Source organism: Streptomyces sp. NPDC001093 (assembly GCF_040298985.1).
In the GTDB taxonomy this organism is placed as follows: domain Bacteria; phylum Actinomycetota; class Actinomycetes; order Streptomycetales; family Streptomycetaceae; genus Streptomyces.
The window spans coordinates 14,663-28,905 of the sequence record NZ_JBEPBF010000016.1 but is presented as its reverse complement, the minus strand read 5'-3'; the positions used below and the strand labels follow the sequence as shown (position 1 = coordinate 28,905).

General features: G+C 70.8%; 18 protein-coding genes. 3 read left to right on the top strand and 15 right to left on the bottom strand.

Going from position 1 to position 14,243, the window contains the following annotated elements:
- Position 1: 1 nt before the first annotated feature.
- The 4 genes from ABT288_RS10870 to ABT288_RS10855 all read right to left on the bottom strand — a co-directional run bounded on the left by ABT288_RS10870 (position 2) and on the right by ABT288_RS10855 (position 2,307).
- The gene (locus ABT288_RS10870) at positions 2 to 610 is read right to left on the bottom strand and encodes an ArsR/SmtB family transcription factor (RefSeq protein ID WP_351604997.1); all 609 of its coding nucleotides are present in this window, start codon (positions 608 to 610) and stop codon (positions 2 to 4) included.
- Between the two features lie 95 nt (positions 611 to 705).
- Positions 706 to 1,200, bottom strand: a complete 495-nt coding sequence (locus ABT288_RS10865) for a DUF3618 domain-containing protein (RefSeq protein ID WP_351604995.1) — start codon at positions 1,198 to 1,200, stop codon at positions 706 to 708.
- Between the two features lie 274 nt (positions 1,201 to 1,474).
- Positions 1,475 to 2,170 carry a hypothetical protein gene (locus tag ABT288_RS10860; RefSeq protein WP_351604993.1) on the bottom strand — a complete coding sequence of 232 codons (696 nt, stop codon included), beginning with the start codon at positions 2,168 to 2,170 and terminating at the stop codon, positions 1,475 to 1,477.
- A complete protein-coding gene (locus ABT288_RS10855) occupies positions 2,167 to 2,307 on the bottom strand; it encodes a hypothetical protein (RefSeq protein ID WP_351604990.1) in 141 nt (46 codons plus the stop codon). The genes ABT288_RS10860 and ABT288_RS10855 overlap by 4 nt, the downstream gene beginning before the upstream one ends.
- A gap of 167 nt (positions 2,308 to 2,474) precedes the next feature.
- Here ABT288_RS10855 and dapA point away from each other — a divergent pair, with 167 nt between their 5' ends.
- Positions 2,475 to 3,380: a 4-hydroxy-tetrahydrodipicolinate synthase gene (gene dapA, locus ABT288_RS10850; RefSeq protein ID WP_351604988.1), complete on the top strand. Its 906-nt coding sequence runs from the start codon at positions 2,475 to 2,477 to the stop codon at positions 3,378 to 3,380.
- Positions 3,381 to 3,667: 287 nt separating this feature from the next.
- Here the strand turns inward: dapA and dapD are convergent, their stop codons facing one another.
- The 11 genes from dapD to ABT288_RS10795 all read right to left on the bottom strand — a co-directional run bounded on the left by dapD (position 3,668) and on the right by ABT288_RS10795 (position 12,263).
- Positions 3,668 to 4,654: a 2,3,4,5-tetrahydropyridine-2,6-dicarboxylate N-succinyltransferase gene (gene dapD / locus ABT288_RS10845; RefSeq protein ID WP_351604985.1), complete on the bottom strand. Its 987-nt coding sequence runs from the start codon at positions 4,652 to 4,654 to the stop codon at positions 3,668 to 3,670.
- A 28-nt stretch (positions 4,655 to 4,682) separates the two neighbouring features.
- Positions 4,683 to 5,252 carry a TetR/AcrR family transcriptional regulator gene (locus ABT288_RS10840; RefSeq protein WP_351604983.1) on the bottom strand — a complete coding sequence of 190 codons (570 nt, stop codon included), beginning with the start codon at positions 5,250 to 5,252 and terminating at the stop codon, positions 4,683 to 4,685.
- Complete coding sequence (locus ABT288_RS10835; RefSeq protein ID WP_351604980.1) at positions 5,252 to 5,575, bottom strand: DMT family transporter; 324 nt, start codon at positions 5,573 to 5,575, stop codon at positions 5,252 to 5,254. Before ABT288_RS10835 ends, ABT288_RS10840 begins: the two co-directional genes overlap by 1 nt.
- A gap of 141 nt (positions 5,576 to 5,716) precedes the next feature.
- Entirely contained in the window at positions 5,717 to 6,049 is a 333-nt protein-coding gene (locus tag ABT288_RS10830; RefSeq protein WP_030792219.1) for a metal-sulfur cluster assembly factor, read from the bottom strand.
- Positions 6,046 to 6,513 (bottom strand): Fe-S cluster assembly sulfur transfer protein SufU, encoded by a 468-nt coding sequence (sufU, locus tag ABT288_RS10825; RefSeq protein WP_351604976.1) that lies wholly within the window; start codon positions 6,511 to 6,513, stop codon positions 6,046 to 6,048. Before sufU ends, ABT288_RS10830 begins: the two co-directional genes overlap by 4 nt.
- Before the next feature lie 16 nt (positions 6,514 to 6,529).
- Positions 6,530 to 7,786, bottom strand: coding sequence for a cysteine desulfurase (locus tag ABT288_RS10820; RefSeq protein WP_351604973.1), 1,257 nt, complete (start codon positions 7,784 to 7,786; stop codon positions 6,530 to 6,532).
- Positions 7,783 to 8,547, bottom strand: coding sequence for a Fe-S cluster assembly ATPase SufC (sufC, locus tag ABT288_RS10815; protein WP_351604970.1), 765 nt, complete (start codon positions 8,545 to 8,547; stop codon positions 7,783 to 7,785). Before sufC ends, ABT288_RS10820 begins: the two co-directional genes overlap by 4 nt.
- A 7-nt stretch (positions 8,548 to 8,554) precedes the next feature.
- A complete protein-coding gene (locus ABT288_RS10810) occupies positions 8,555 to 8,872 on the bottom strand; it encodes a non-heme iron oxygenase ferredoxin subunit (protein WP_351604967.1) in 318 nt (105 codons plus the stop codon).
- Positions 8,869 to 10,053, bottom strand: a complete 1,185-nt coding sequence (gene sufD, locus ABT288_RS10805; RefSeq protein ID WP_351604964.1) for a Fe-S cluster assembly protein SufD — start codon at positions 10,051 to 10,053, stop codon at positions 8,869 to 8,871. The genes ABT288_RS10810 and sufD overlap by 4 nt, the downstream gene beginning before the upstream one ends.
- A gap of 57 nt (positions 10,054 to 10,110) precedes the next feature.
- Positions 10,111 to 11,532: a Fe-S cluster assembly protein SufB gene (gene sufB, locus ABT288_RS10800; protein ID WP_069781546.1), complete on the bottom strand. Its 1,422-nt coding sequence runs from the start codon at positions 11,530 to 11,532 to the stop codon at positions 10,111 to 10,113.
- Entirely contained in the window at positions 11,529 to 12,263 is a 735-nt protein-coding gene (locus tag ABT288_RS10795) for a helix-turn-helix transcriptional regulator (RefSeq protein ID WP_351604960.1), read from the bottom strand. The genes sufB and ABT288_RS10795 overlap by 4 nt, the downstream gene beginning before the upstream one ends.
- A 184-nt stretch (positions 12,264 to 12,447) precedes the next feature.
- Here ABT288_RS10795 and ABT288_RS10790 point away from each other — a divergent pair, with 184 nt between their 5' ends.
- Together ABT288_RS10790 and ABT288_RS10785 are read left to right on the top strand one after the other, a co-directional pair.
- Positions 12,448 to 13,242 (top strand): AAC(3) family N-acetyltransferase, encoded by a 795-nt coding sequence (locus ABT288_RS10790; protein WP_351604957.1) that lies wholly within the window; start codon positions 12,448 to 12,450, stop codon positions 13,240 to 13,242.
- A gap of 53 nt (positions 13,243 to 13,295) precedes the next feature.
- On the top strand, positions 13,296 to 14,219 hold the full coding sequence (locus ABT288_RS10785) for an ABC transporter ATP-binding protein (RefSeq protein WP_351604955.1): 924 nt from the start codon (positions 13,296 to 13,298) through the stop codon (positions 14,217 to 14,219).
- Positions 14,220 to 14,243: the final 24 nt, after the last annotated feature.

The window sequence follows — 14,243 nt, the reverse complement described above, 5'->3', positions numbered from 1 at the left end:
CTCACTGATCCAGTGCGGGGGCGGGCTGTTCCTTGACCGTGGGATGGAGGGCGACGACGATCCGGTGATCCCTGCCGCCCTCGGCATCCGGCGCGTCGTACTTGCGGATCAAGGCGCTCACGCCCGCCGTCAGCTCCTGCACGAAGGCCGCGCGGTCGGCGGCGGAGGCGAACCGGACCTGGCCGTCCAGGGCATAGGTCGCCAGCCGCTTCCTGGCCTTGGCGGCGCCGGTGATCAGCGCGCCGACGTCCCGCACCAGGCGGGCGCCGAGCGCGAGCAGCCAGCGCGCGGAGAGCTGGTCGCGGAAGCGGTCCGGGTCCGGCTGCACGGCGGGCAGGGCGGCCGGCGAGATGACGTACGACGCGGCGGTCGCGCGCATCAGCCGCTCGGTGACATTGCCCTTGCGGCGCTCTCCGGCCAGCTCGACCAGGCCGTGCCGCTCCAGCGCCTTGAGGTGGTAGTTCACCTTCTGCCGGGGCAGTCCGACCTTGCCGGCCAGCATCGCCGCCGACGCGGGCTCGGCGGCCAGCTCGGCGAGCAGCCGGGCCCGGATGGGGTCCAGCGACACGGCCGCCGCCTCGGGGTCCTCGATCACGGTCACGTCCAGCATGCGCCCACCCTCGCACCGAAAAATTATTTTGTCCAGACGGATCTGATCTTCGGTACGAGGGTGATGTCGAGCCACCGCCGCTCGGGCGGTCGATCTCAGTGGCGCCGCCTGCGCCGGGCGACGCCCGCCGCCACCGCGGCCGCGGCCGCGCCCAGCACGCCCACGGCGAGAACCGGCCCCGGATGACGTCCGGCCCGTTCCTGCACCACGTGCCCGGCGCGACTCGCCCGGCCCTGCGCCGTATGCCCGGCCTGCACGGCCCGCCCCTGCAGCGCGTGCCCCACCTGTGTGGCCTTGCCCTGCACCGTGTGACCCGCCCGGGCCGCCCTGCCCTGCACGACGTGACCGGCCTTGGCGGCCCTGTCCTGCATGCCGTGGCCGGCGTGGGCCGCGCTCACCCGCAGCTGTACGGTCATGGCGCCGGCCTTGTCCCTCAGGTCGGCGGCCCGCACCCGCGCGCGGCCCTTCACATCGGCCTTGCCGACCAACTGCGCGACGGTGTGGCCGAGTTGGTGCCTGGTGTGCTCGATCTGCTGCCGCAGCTCGTCGGGACCCTTGGCGCCCGAGCCGTGCGGAATCCTGTGCTTCATCGGTGTGCCCTTTCCCTGATCGCTGGAGCGCTGAGCGTGATGCCTCCTGAGGTCGCGCACGGCGGGGAGGGGTCGTGGCGAGCAGTGTCCGCCCGCGGCGGGCGGCGAAACCTCCCCGCACCACGCGACGAACAGCCCGCCGGACCGAGGACGGACACCGCCTGGCGCGGCACCGACTCACAACCCACCGTAGGCGCGACCCCGGCCACGACGCACCCGCACGGGCCGCCGCAGGCATCCGCACCCAACACCCGGGTACCCGGCCCGAAGCCCGTCAGCCCCGCTCCGCGCTCCCGTTCCCGCGCTCACCCAGCCGCGCGAGCTGGCTCTGGAACCAGTCGAGCCGAGCCTGCAACAGCGCGGCCTCCGCGACGAGTTCGGGCACGCCCGGCTCTGCGCCGTACGCCAACTCGGCGGACGGGAGTGCCGTACCGCCGCCCCGCGCCGCGACCCGCAGCCCCTGCCCGGCCAGCCCGGCGAAGCCGGCGAGCGAGACGGACGCACGGCCGCGCACACAGTCGCCGCAGACGGGGGCGAGGGCCCGCCAGCCGGGTCTGCCCCAGCCGGCGTCGGCGAGCGCGACGGCGGTGGCGCCGCAGGCGCACGGTCCCGCGGTGGCCGTGCGCACCCGCTGCCGGGCGTAGCGGAAGCCGCGCTCGAAGCGGATGTAGGCGCCGAGCACGGAGACCTCCAGGAGCAGGGCGGTGCGGTGCTCGGCGGTGCACAGCATGGCCTCGGCGGCACCGCGGTCGTGGACGCAGTGGAAGCCGCAGTCGCACAGCCGGGCCGGCGGGCGGTGCCGGCGGCCGTAGACGCAGGAGGCGTCGTCGAGTACGGCGTACGGCAGCGCGCCGCCGAGCGAGACACCGGTGAACCCGGCCCGGGTGCCGTCCTGGGACAGCACCGGGTGGGCGATCTTGTATCCGGTCGGCGGCTCCGTCGGGCGTTCCGCCGGGAGCCGGAGCCTCATCGGGCGGCCGGGACCTCTTCGCGGGCCGGCTCGGCCGGTTCGGTGCGGGCGGTCTCCTCGGGGAGCGGGGTCTGCTCCTCGTCGACGATCGGCCGCTCCTCGGCGACTCCCGTGGCCAGTGCCTTGCCGAGCTTCATGGTGCCTCCCATGACGAACGTCGGTGACCCTCCGGCCATAGTGACCCATGAGGGGCCGAGTTGGACACAGGACCTTCGGCCGCCGCCCCGACGCATCAGCAATACTTAGCGATACCTCGTAGAAGAATTAAGTAGAGCTTCACGGATGCGGCGCCGAGACTACTCCCATGAGGACCTCACGCACCACCGCCGTCCGCCCCTTCGGCCGCGCTCTCTGCGCGATGATCACGCCGTTCACCGAGGAGGGAGCCCTCGACCTGGACGGTGCCCGGAAGCTGGCCGCGTGGCTGGTGGCCGAGGGCTGCGACGGTCTGGTGCTGAACGGCACCACGGGCGAATCGCCCACCACCACGGACGCGGAGAAGGCGGAGCTGGTCGCGGCCGTACGGGAGGCGGTCGGCGAGGGGGTGCCCCTGGTCGCGGGCGTGGGCAGCGCGGACACCCGGCACACCGTCGAGCTGGCCCTGGCGGCCGGGCGGGCGGGCGCCGACGGCGTACTGGTGGTGACGCCGTACTACAGCAGGCCGCCCCAGCAGGCGGTGGAGGCGCACTTCCGCGCGGTCGCCGACGCGAGTGAGCTGCCCGTGATGCTGTACGACATTCCGGGCCGCACCGGTACCCGGATCGAGCCGGAGACGATGATCCGCCTCGCCGGGCATCCGCGGATCGTGGCCGTCAAGGACTGCTCCTACGATTTCCTCGGCACCCAGAAGGTGCTGGCAGGCACGGACCTGGCGTTCTACGCGGGCTGCGACGAGCATGTGCTGGCGCTGTACGCGGTCGGCGCGGCGGGCTGCGTGAGCACGGTCGCGAACGCCGTACCCGGCCGGATCGCCGCGATCCTCGACGCCTTCGACGCGGGCGACACCGCCCGGGCGACCGAACTCCAGCTGCGCGCCACGCCGTTGATCGAGGCGATGATGGGCGCGGGCCTGCCCGGCACGGTCACCGCCAAGGCCCTCCTCGCCCGGCTCGGCCTGCCCGCGGGCCCGGTGCGCGCCCCGCTGCTGCCCGCGGGCCGGGAGGCGGCCGACGGGCTGCTGGCGCGGTACGAGGAACTGACGACGGCCTGATCAGCGCCCGGACCGGCTTCGGCGCGCCCCGAAGGCGCGCGGCGAACCGCGCGACCAACCACGACGGCACCGCAGACTCCTGACGGCACATCACGGCACGTCCGGCGGAACGCTGAGGCCGGGCTGCCCGAATCGCCGTACGTCGACGCCTGGCGCGGGCCTGTTCGCCGAGGGCACGGACGGCGTGCGCTTCGCGGCTCGCGGCGCTGCGGGCGTCCGCGGTGGCTCCGCCGGCCTGACGGAGCGCCCATCACCGCGCGGCGAAGGGCGCTCCGAGGGCGTTGCGGTCAGTTGTGGCTGTGCAGGATGTCGTTCAGGCCGCCCCAGACCGCGTTGTTCGGGCGGGCCTCGACCGTGCCGGTGACCGAGTTGCGGCGGAAGAGGATGTTGGAGGCGCCGTTCAGCTCGCGGGCCTTGACGATCTGGCCGTCGGGCATGGTGATCCGGGTGCCCGCGGTGATGTAGAGGCCGGCCTCGACCACGCACTCGTCGCCGAGGGCGATGCCGACGCCCGCCTCGGCGCCGATCAGGCAGCGCTCGCCGATGGAGATGATCACGTTGCCGCCGCCGGACAGGGTGCCCATGGTGGAGGCGCCGCCGCCGATGTCGGAGCCGTTACCGACCACGACGCCCGCGGAGATCCGGCCCTCGACCATCGAGGTGCCGAGCGTGCCGGCGTTGAAGTTGACGAAGCCCTCGTGCATGACGGTGGTGCCCTCGGCGAGGTGCGCGCCGAGGCGGACCCGGTCGGCGTCGGCGATGCGGACGCCCTTGGGGGCGACGTAGTCGGTCATGCGCGGGAACTTGTCGATCGAGGTGACCTGCAGGTGCAGGCCCTCGGCGCGGGCGTTCAGGCGCACCTTCTCGATGTCGTCGACGGCGACCGGGCCGAGCGAGGTCCAGGCGACGTTGGCGAGGTGGCCGAAGATGCCGTCCAGGCTCTGGCCGTGCGGCTTGACCAGGCGGTGCGAGAGCAGGTGCAGCCGCAGGTAGACGTCGTGCGCGTCGAGCGGCTTCTCGTCGAGGGAGGCGATGACCGTGCGGACCGCGACCACCTCGACGCCCCGGCGGGCGTCCGGGCCGACCGCCGCGGTCGCGCCGCCGCCCAGCAGCTGGGCCGCCTGCTCGGCGGTGAGCCGCTCGGTGCCGGCCGGGCCCGGCTCCGCGACCAGCTCGGGGGCCGGGAACCAGGTGTCGAGAACGGTGCCGTCGGAGGCGAGGGTGGCGAGGCCGGCGGCGACGGCGCCGGTGGTGCGGGAAGCAGAGTCGGTCATGGAAGAAAACCTAACGTGGGCGGGGTGGTCAGGGCGAACCGCGTCTCACGTGCCGGTCGCCGCTTCGGGGGATCAGCCGAGCGAGGGCGGCGCGGGCGTACTCCTCGTCGTACGAACCGCCCGTCAGCAGGACCTGGAGACAGATTCCGTCCATCAGCGCGAGCAGGGCCCGGGCGGTGAGCGGGTTTGTGCGGCGGGCCAGCAGTGCCGCCGCCTGATCGGTCCACTCGGCGGCGACGGGGCGCAGGGCGGGCCGGCGCAGGGCCGCCAGATACAGCTCGTACTCCAGCTCCACGCCCGTGCGCTCGCCGCCCAGCCACACGCCGAGCGCGCGGGCGAGGTCGGCGGCGAGATCGCCCTCGCCGTTCTCCGGCAGCCGCTCGGCCAGCACCCGGCCGAAGTTCTCGTTGGTCTGCCGCAGCGCGGCCACCATCAGCTCTTCCAGGGTGGCGAAGTGGTACGTCGTAGAGCCGAGCGGGACGTCCGCCTCGGCGGCGACCGAGCGGTGGCTGAGGCCTGCGATGCCGTCCCGGCCGACCACGCGGATCGCCGCGTCGACGATGCGCCGGCGCCGGTCGGGGTCGTAGCGGCGGGGCATCAGTGGCTCGCCCCGCCGAGGTTCAGCACGACCACTCCCCCGATGATCAGCAGGATCCCGCCGACCTTGGCGACGCCCAGCCCCTCCCCGAACAGCAGCAGGCCGAGCAGGGCGATGACCGCCGTGCCGACCCCGGACCAGATCGCGTACGCCGTGCCGATCTGGACGGTCTTCAGCGTCTGGGCGAGCAGCGCGAAGGAGACGAGGTAGCCCAGAGCCGTCACGAGCGAGGGCCAGAACCGGCTGAACCCCTCGCTGTACTTCATCGCCGTCGTCGCGGCGACCTCGGCGGCTATGGCGCCGGCGAGTGTCAGGTATCCCATGTGTACAAGCGTACACAACGTTGCGTACGGTCGTACACAACGGGGAGGTCCCGGCGGAGACCGCCGGCCATCAGCCCGCGGCGCCGGTGAACGACGAAGGGGCCACGGCACATGGCCGTGGCCCCTTCCACCGACTCGGTGTCAGACGTTGAACCCGAGCGCCCGGAGCTGCTCGCGGCCGTCGTCCGTGATCTTGTCGGGGCCCCACGGGGGCATCCAGACCCAGTTGATGCGCAGTTCGTTGACGAGGCCGTCCGTGGCGGACTTGGCCTGGTCCTCGATGACGTCCGTCAGCGGGCACGCCGCCGAGGTGAGGGTCATGTCGACGGTCGCGATGTTGGAGTCGTCGATGTGGATGCCGTAGATCAGGCCGAGGTTGACGACGTCGATGCCCAGCTCGGGGTCGACGACGTCCATCAGGGCCTCGCGCAGCTCCTCCTCGGAGGCCGGCTTCATCTCAGCGGTGTCGGTCATGCCGTCTTCCTTTCGGCGTCGGCGCCACTCAGCGCCTGGGCCGTCGCGTCCTTCCACGCCATCCAGCTCAGGAGGGCGCACTTGACCCGCGCGGGGTACTTGGAGACACCGGCGAACGCGACCGCGTCCTCCAGGATGTCCTCCATCGCGTCGTCGGGCTCGATCCGGCCCTTGGACTGCATCAGCTCCAGGAAGGTCTCCTGGATCTTCTGCGCATCGGGCAGGTCCTTGCCGACCAGCAGCTCGTTGAGGACCGACGCGCTCGCCTGGCTGATCGAGCAGCCCTGGCCCTCGTACGAGACGTCCGCGATCGTCGTGCCGTCGTACTTCACGCGGAGGGTGATCTCGTCGCCGCACGTCGGGTTCACGTGGTGCACCTCGGCGTCGCCATCCCGCAGACCACGCCCGTGGGGGTTCTTGTAGTGGTCCAGGATGACTTCCTGGTACATCGAGTCCAACTTCACGGTGTAGACACGCCTCTCAGCCGAAGAAGTTCCGTACGTGCTCCAGCCCCTCGACCAGTGCGTCGATCTCGGCCGGCGTGGAGTACAGATAGAACGACGCTCGCGTGGTCGCAGGAATTCCGTAGCGCAGGCAGACCGGGCGCGCGCAGTGGTGGCCGACGCGAACCGCGATGCCCTGCTCGTCGAGGACCTGGCCCACGTCGTGCGGGTGGATGTCACCGAGCGTGAAGGAGATCGCGGCACCCCGGTCCTCGGCCGTGGTCGGGCCGATGATCCTCAGGTCCGGGACCTTCTGCAGACGCTGGACCGCGTACTCGGTCAGCGCGTGCTCATGGGCGAGGATCTTCTCCATGCCGATCGACTGGAGGTAGTCGATCGCCGCGCCGAGACCGACCGCCTGAGCGATCGGGGGCGTGCCCGCCTCGAACTTGTGCGGCGCCGGGGCGTAGGTGGAGGAGTGCATCGAGACGGTCTCGATCATCTCGCCGCCGCCCAGGAAGGGGGGAAGGTCCTCCAGGAGCTCCTGGCGGCCCCACAGGACGCCGATGCCCGTCGGGCCGCACATCTTGTGGCCGGTGAAGGCCACGAAGTCGGCCTGCAGGGCCTGCACGTCCAGCGGCATGTGCGGGGCGGCCTGGGAGGCGTCGATGCAGACCAGCGCGCCGACCTCCTGGGCGCGGCGCACTATCGCCTCGACCGGGTTGACGGTGCCCAGGATGTTCGACACCAGCACGAAGGAGACGATCTTCGTCTTCTCCGTGATGATCTCGTCGATGTTGGTCAGGTCCAGCCGGCCGTCGTCCGTGAGACCGAACCACTTCAGCTTCGCGCCCGTGCGCTGTGCGAGCAGCTGCCACGGCACGATGTTGGAGTGGTGCTCCATCTCCGTGATGACGATCTCGGTCTCGTGGTCCACCCGGTAGGGCTCCTCGGCCCAGCCCAGCATGTTCGCCACGAGGTTCAGCGACTCGGAGGCGTTCTTGGTGAAGATCACCTCGTCGCGGCTGGGCGCGTTGACGAACTCGGCGACCTTGTCACGCGCGCCCTCGTACAGCGCCGTGGCCTCCTCGGCGAGCACATGCACACCGCGGTGGACGTTGGCGTTGTAGCGCTCGTAGTACTCGCTCAGGGCGTCCAGTACCTGGCGCGGCTTCTGCGAGGTCGCCGCGTTGTCCAGGTACACGAGCTTCTTGCCGTCGTGGACCAGTCGGTCGAGGACGGGGAAGTCCTTGCGGATCGCCTCTGTGTCGAGGAGGCCCGGCATCTGTGTCACGCGGATACGCCACCCTTCGTGTATGCCTCGTAGCCCTCGTCCTCCAGCTTGTCGGCGAGTTCGGCACCGCCGGACTCGACGATCCGGCCGCCGGAGAAGACGTGGACGAAGTCGGGCTTGATGTAGCGCAGGATGCGCGTGTAGTGCGTGATCAGCAGGGTGCCGACCTCGCCGGTCTCGCGGACGCGGTTGACGCCCTCGGAGACGATGCGGAGCGCGTCGACGTCCAGACCGGAGTCCGTCTCGTCGAGGATCGCGACCTTCGGCTTGAGCAGCTCCAGCTGGAGGATCTCGTGGCGCTTCTTCTCACCGCCGGAGAAGCCCTCGTTGACGTTGCGCTCGGCGAAGGAGGGGTCCATGTTGAGGCGCTCCATGGTCTCCTTGACCTCCTTCACCCAGGTGCGCAGCTTGGGGGCCTCGCCACGGACGGCGGTGGCGGAGGTGCGCAGGAAGTTGGAGACCGAGACGCCGGGGACCTCGACCGGGTACTGCATCGCCAGGAACAGGCCGGCGCGGGCGCGCTCGTCGACGGACATCTCCAGGACGTCCTCGCCGTCGAGGGTGACGGTGCCGCGGGTGATCGTGTACTTCGGGTGACCCGCGAGGGAGTAGGCGAGGGTCGACTTGCCGGAGCCGTTGGGGCCCATGATGGCGTGCGTCTCGCCCTGCTTCACGGTGAGGTCTACGCCCTTGAGGATCTCCTTCGTGGCGTTGTCGGCCTCGACGGTGACGTGCAGGTCTCGGATTTCAAGCGTTGCCATGGGTGCCTCAGGACTCCTGGGTGAGGGAGACGAGAACGTCGTCCCCTTCGATCTTTACGGGGTATACGGGGACGGGGCGCGTGGCCGGGAGGCCGGACGGCTTGCCGGTGCGCAGGTCGAAGGAGGAGCCGTGCAGCCAGCACTCGATCTGGCAGTCCTCCACCTCGCCCTCGGAGAGCGAGACGTTCGCGTGGGAGCAGATGTCGTAGATCGCGAACACCTCGCCCTCGGTCTTGACGACCGAGACCGGCGTGCTGTCGATCTCCACCCGCTTCGGGGTGTCCTCCTCCAGCTCGCTCAGCCCGCAGACGCGTACGAAGGTCATGCGACCGAAGCCTCCAGCTCCTCCTCGATCTTGGCGAGCAGGCGCTCCTCGATGTCGGCGACACCGATCTGCTGGACCAGTTCGGCGAAGAAGCCGCGGACCACCAGGCGGCGGGCCTCGTGCTGCGGGATGCCGCGGGCCATCAGGTAGAAGAGCTGCTCGTCGTCGAAGCGGCCGGTCGCGGAGGCGTGGCCGGCGCCGACGATCTCGCCGGTCTCGATCTCCAGGTTCGGCACCGAGTCGACGCGCGCGCCGTCCGTGAGGACCAGGTTGCGGTTCATCTCGTAGGTGTCCGTGCCCTCGGCCTTGGCCTCGATGAGCACGTCGCCGATCCAGACCGCGTGCGCGTCGTCGCCCTGGAGCGCGCCCTTGTAGACGACGTTCGACTTGCAGTGCGGGGTGTTGTGGGTGACCAGCAGGCGGTGCTCCTGGTGCTGCCCGGCGTCGGTGAAGTACAGGCCGAACAGCTCGGCCTCGCCACCGGGGCCGGCGTAGGTCACGCGCGGGTGCACGCGGACCACGTCACCGCCGAAGGTGACGACCACGGACTTGAAGGAGGCGTCCCGGCCGACCAGCGCGTTGTGCTGGGCCACGTGCACGGCCTTGTCGTCCCAGTCCTGCACGGAGACGACGGTCAGCTTGGCGCCGTCGCCCAGGATGTAGTCGACGTTGGCGGCGAGCACGACGTCACCGGTGTGGTCGATGACCACGACGGCCTCGGCGAAGGCGCCCAGCTCGATCACCTGGTGGGCGAAGGCGACCCCGCCCTCGCCGTGCGCGGCGATCCGGATCGGCTCGGTGAGCACCGTCTCCTTGGGGACGGTGACCACGCCGGCCTTCTCGAACGCCGAGTACGCCTGGGCGGCGACGCGGTCCACCGGGGTGCCGGCCCTGCCGAGGCGCGCGTCCTCGCGGCCGACGGTCTCGACGACGACGCCCTCGGGGGCCTCGACGGTGACCTTCACGCCGTCGCCGGTGGCGACCGCGGTGCCGTCGTGCAGCCCGCGCAGCCGCTCCAGCGGGGTGAACCGCCACTCCTCCTCGCGGCCGTGCGGGACCGGGAAGTCCGACACGTCGAAGGACGGGGGCGCGCTCATGCGCGAGACGACGGTCGACTCGGCGGCGACCGCGATCTGGCCGGCGGTGGTGGAGCCCACCGGGATGTTCTGAGCCTCAGCCATGGCTGTCGTAGTGCTCGCTTTCTGAGTAAGTCGTGTGCTGACCGATGGGGCGGGCCTTTAGCCGACCGCGCCTTCCATCTGCAGCTCGATCAGCCGGTTGAGCTCAAGGGCGTACTCCATGGGCAGCTCCTTGGCGATCGGCTCGACGAAGCCGCGCACGATCATCGCCATCGCCTCGAACTCGGTCAGACCGCGGCTCATCAGGTAGAAGAGCTGGTCCTCGGAGACCTTGGAGACGGTCGCCTCGTGGCCCATGGACACGTCGTCCTCGCGGACGTCGACGTAGGGGTACGTGTCGGAGCGGGAGATGGTGTCGACCAGCAGCGCGTCGCACAGCACGTTGGACTTCGACCCGGCGGCACCCTCGCCGATCTCGACCAGGCCGCGGTACGAGGTACGGCCGCCACCGCGGGCCACCGACTTGGAGACGATGTTGGACGAGGTGTTCGGGGCCATGTGGACCATCTTCGAACCGGCGTCCTGGTGCTGGCCCTCGCCCGCGAAGGCGATGGAGAGGGTCTCGCCCTTGGCGTGCTCGCCCATCAGGTAGACGGCCGGGTACTTCATCGTCACCTTGGAGCCGATGTTGCCGTCGATCCACTCCATGGTCGCGCCCTCGTAGGCCACGGCGCGCTTGGTGACCAGGTTGTAGACGTTGTTCGACCAGTTCTGGATGGTCGTGTAGCGGCAGCGGGCGTTCTTCTTGACGATGATCTCGACGACCGCGGAGTGCAGCGAGTCCGACTTGTAGATCGGGGCCGTACAACCCTCGACGTAGTGCACGTAGGCACCCTCGTCGACGATGATCAGGGTCCGCTCGAACTGGCCCATGTTCTCCGTGTTGATGCGGAAGTAGGCCTGGAGCGGGATCTCGACGTGCACGCCCTTCGGGACGTAGATGAAGGAGCCGCCGGACCACACAGCGGTGTTCAGCGCGGCGAACTTGTTGTCACCGGCGGGGATGACGGTGCCGAAGTACTCCTTGAAGAGCTCCGGGTGCTCCTTCAGGGCGGTGTCGGTGTCGAGGAAGATGACGCCCTGCTCCTCCAGGTCCTCGCGGATCTGGTGGTAGACGACCTCCGACTCGTACTGGGCGGCGACGCCGGCGACCAGGCGCTGCTTCTCGGCCTCCGGGATGCCCAGCTTGTCGTAGGTGTTCTTGATGTCCTCGGGCAGGTCCTCCCAGGACTCCGCCTGCTTCTCCGTGGAGCGCACGAAGTACTTGATGTTGTCGAAGTCGATGCCCGAGAGGTCGGAGCCCCAGTTCGGCATCGGCTTCTTCTCGAAGAGCTTCAGGCCCTTCAGGCGCAGCTTGGTCATCCACTCCGGCTCCGACTTCTTGCCGGAGATGTCGCGGACGACCTCCTCGTTCAGGCCGCGCCTGGCGGAGGCACCGGCCACGTCGGAGTCGGCCCAGCCGTATTCGTACTTGCCCAGGCCCTCGAGTTCGGGGTGGGCAGTCTCCGTGGGGAGAGTCATGCGGGGTTCCTCCCGGCCGTGCTTGCAGGTGCGTCAGTGGATGTCTTGGGGATGAACGTCGTGCAGACGCCGTCGCCGTGCGCGATGGTCGCCAGTCGCTGGACGTGGGTACCCAGCAGCTCGGCGAAGATCTCCGTCTCCGCCTCGCACAGCTGCGGGAACTGCTCCGCGACATGAGCGACCGGGCAGTGGTGCTGGCACAGCTGCTCGCCGACCGGTGCGCTGCGTGCCGTAGCAGCGTACCCGTCCACGCTCAAGGCCTTGGCCAGGGCTTCGGCGCGCTTGTCCGGCGTGACCGCCTCGATCGCCTTGCGGTACGCGCTCGCCTGGGCGGCGATCCGGGCACGGGCGAAGGCCGCGACCGCCTCGGGGCCCCCGCCCTGCTCGGCGATCCAGCGGAGCGCGTCCGCGGCGAGCTTGTCGTACGACTGGTCGAAGGCGTCCCGGCCGCAGTCGGTCAGCGCGAAGACCTTGGCGGGGCGGCCGCGCGTGCGCGTGCCGTACACGCGCTGTTCGCGGGCCTCCACGACGTCGTCGGCGACCAGTGCGTCCAGGTGGCGCCGGACGGCCGCCTGGGTCAGTCCCAGCCGGCCGGCGAGTTCGGCGACGGTGGACGGGCCGTGATCCAGGATGGAGCGCGCGACGCGGTTGCGCGTGGAGCGCTCACCGGTCGCGAGTTCCTCCTGCGGGGCCCCCAGGGGGGTCTCCCGAGCCTCGCCGACGTTTTTCACAACGCCATTGTTGCGTAATTCCGCGGAGCCTGACAAGCGCCGTCCGGATCATCGAGCGGTGCCCTGCGTCACTTAGGCATACCTAATCCGACCTGCGGAAACGATCTTTGATCGATCATCCGACGAGGCCCTGAGCAGGCAATTCGGTGGCGGCGGGCGGGTCCGTCCGGAAGACTCGCGAACCATGCCGACACCCCCTCCGACCGGCCCTCTTGTCACCCGCGACATCCTCGCCGCACAGCTACGCCTTCTGGGTGTCGAGACCGGTGAAACCCTGCTCGTCCACTCCTCGCTCAGCTCTCTCGGCTGGGTGAACGGCGGAACCGTCGCGGTCGTCCAGGCACTGCTCGACGCCCTCGGCCCCTCGGGCACGCTCGTCGTCCCCGCCCAGTCGGCCGACCTGTCGGACCCCGCGCTGTGGAGCAGACCGCCCGTGCCCCGGGAGTGGTGGGACCGGATCCGGGCGACCATGCCGCCGTACGACCCGCTGATCACCCCCACGCGCGGGGTCGGCGTGATCCCCGAGACCGTACGGACCTGGCCGGGCGCCCTGCGCAGCGCGCACCCGCACACCTCGTTCGCGGCCCTCGGCCCCCGCGCGCGGGAGATCACCGACGGCCACGCCCCCGACTGCCGGCTCGGCGAGCGGAGCCCGCTGGCCCGGCTGGAGAAGCTGGGCGCCCGGGTCCTGCTGCTCGGCGCGGGCTACGACTCCTGCACCGCCTTCCACCTGGCCGAGTACCGGATACCCGCCCCGCTGGTCGAGGTCGGGCGGCCCGCTCCCGGGGGTGGCTGGGAGACGGTGGTCGAGGTGTCGATCGACTCCGACCGGTTCGACGAGCTGGGGCACGACTTCGAGCGGGACCGGACCGTCGTGCGCGGGAAGGTGGGCGCGGCGGACGCCCGGCTGTTCCCGGTGGCGGACGCGGTGGCCTACGCCGAGGGGTGGCTCCCGGTGCACCGGCCCCGGGAAGAGTGAGTGCGCCTACCCGCCGGTCCGGACGGCAAGCGGTCTCCCTAGACTCTGGGACCATGCGAAGTGAGCCCGTGGTCCAGGTCCAGGCCCTGGTGAAGCGGTACGGCACGAAGACCGCGGTGGACGGCCTCGACCTGGTGGCCGAAGCGGGCGTGACCGCCGTACTCGGTCCCAACGGGGCGGGGAAGACGACGACGGTCGAGACCTGCGAGGGGTACCGGAAGCCGGATTCCGGCACGGTGCGCGTCCTGGGCCTCGACCCCGTACGCCAGTCCGCCGAGCTGCGTCCCCGTATCGGTGTGATGCTCCAGTCCGGCGGCGTGTACTCCGGCGCCCGGGCCGACGAGATGCTCAGACACGTCGCGAAGCTGCACGCGCACCCGCTGGACGTGGACGCCCTGATCGAGCGGCTGGGCCTGGGCAGCTGCGGCCGGACCGGCTACCGGCGGCTGTCCGGCGGCCAGCAGCAGCGCCTCGCGCTCGCCATGGCCGTCGTCGGGCGCCCGGAGCTGGTGTTCCTGGACGAGCCGACGGCCGGCCTGGACCCGCAGGCCCGCCGGGCCACCTGGGACCTGGTGAAGGACCTGCGCGCCGACGGGGTCTCGGTGATCCTCACCACCCACTACATGGAGGAGGCCGAGCAGCTCGCCGACGACGTGGCGGTCATCGACGGCGGCCGGGTCATCGCCCAGGGTTCCCCGGAGGAGCTGTGCAAGGGCGGCGCCGAGAACACCCTGCGCTTCACCGGCCGCCCCGGACTCGACGTGGGCTCCCTGCTGAAGGCCCTCCCGGCCGACTGCACGGCCGCCGAGCTCACCCCGGGTGCCTACCGGGTCGTCGGCAAGGTCGACCCGCAGCTGCTGGCCACCGTGACCTCCTGGTGCGCCCAGCACGGAGTGATGCCGGAGAGGATCTCCGTGGAGCGGCACACGCTGGAGGACGTCTTCCTGGAGCTGACGGGCAAGGAGCTGCGCTCGTGACGACTGCAACCGGTACATACACCC

What these genes read in the sequence shown, in the direction of transcription:
- dapD (WP_351604985.1), bottom strand. Translation starts at nt 4,654, where the DNA reads ATGACCGACTCTGCTTCCCGCACCACCGGCGCCGTCGCCGCCGGCCTC.
- ABT288_RS10790 (WP_351604957.1), top strand. Translation starts at nt 12,448, where the DNA reads ATGCCGACACCCCCTCCGACCGGCCCTCTTGTCACCCGCGACATCCTC.
- ABT288_RS10785 (WP_351604955.1), top strand. Translation starts at nt 13,296, where the DNA reads ATGCGAAGTGAGCCCGTGGTCCAGGTCCAGGCCCTGGTGAAGCGGTAC.
- sufC (WP_351604970.1), bottom strand. Translation starts at nt 8,547, where the DNA reads ATGGCAACGCTTGAAATCCGAGACCTGCACGTCACCGTCGAGGCCGAC.
- ABT288_RS10860 (WP_351604993.1), bottom strand. Translation starts at nt 2,170, where the DNA reads ATGAGGCTCCGGCTCCCGGCGGAACGCCCGACGGAGCCGCCGACCGGA.
- ABT288_RS10855 (WP_351604990.1), bottom strand. Translation starts at nt 2,307, where the DNA reads ATGAAGCTCGGCAAGGCACTGGCCACGGGAGTCGCCGAGGAGCGGCCG.
- ABT288_RS10830 (WP_030792219.1), bottom strand. Translation starts at nt 6,049, where the DNA reads ATGACCGACACCGCTGAGATGAAGCCGGCCTCCGAGGAGGAGCTGCGC.
- ABT288_RS10810 (WP_351604967.1), bottom strand. Translation starts at nt 8,872, where the DNA reads ATGACCTTCGTACGCGTCTGCGGGCTGAGCGAGCTGGAGGAGGACACC.
- ABT288_RS10835 (WP_351604980.1), bottom strand. Translation starts at nt 5,575, where the DNA reads ATGGGATACCTGACACTCGCCGGCGCCATAGCCGCCGAGGTCGCCGCG.
- sufB (WP_069781546.1), bottom strand. Translation starts at nt 11,532, where the DNA reads ATGACTCTCCCCACGGAGACTGCCCACCCCGAACTCGAGGGCCTGGGC.
- sufD (WP_351604964.1), bottom strand. Translation starts at nt 10,053, where the DNA reads ATGGCTGAGGCTCAGAACATCCCGGTGGGCTCCACCACCGCCGGCCAG.
- ABT288_RS10840 (WP_351604983.1), bottom strand. Translation starts at nt 5,252, where the DNA reads ATGCCCCGCCGCTACGACCCCGACCGGCGCCGGCGCATCGTCGACGCG.
- dapA (WP_351604988.1), top strand. Translation starts at nt 2,475, where the DNA reads ATGAGGACCTCACGCACCACCGCCGTCCGCCCCTTCGGCCGCGCTCTC.
- ABT288_RS10865 (WP_351604995.1), bottom strand. Translation starts at nt 1,200, where the DNA reads ATGAAGCACAGGATTCCGCACGGCTCGGGCGCCAAGGGTCCCGACGAG.
- ABT288_RS10870 (WP_351604997.1), bottom strand. Translation starts at nt 610, where the DNA reads ATGCTGGACGTGACCGTGATCGAGGACCCCGAGGCGGCGGCCGTGTCG.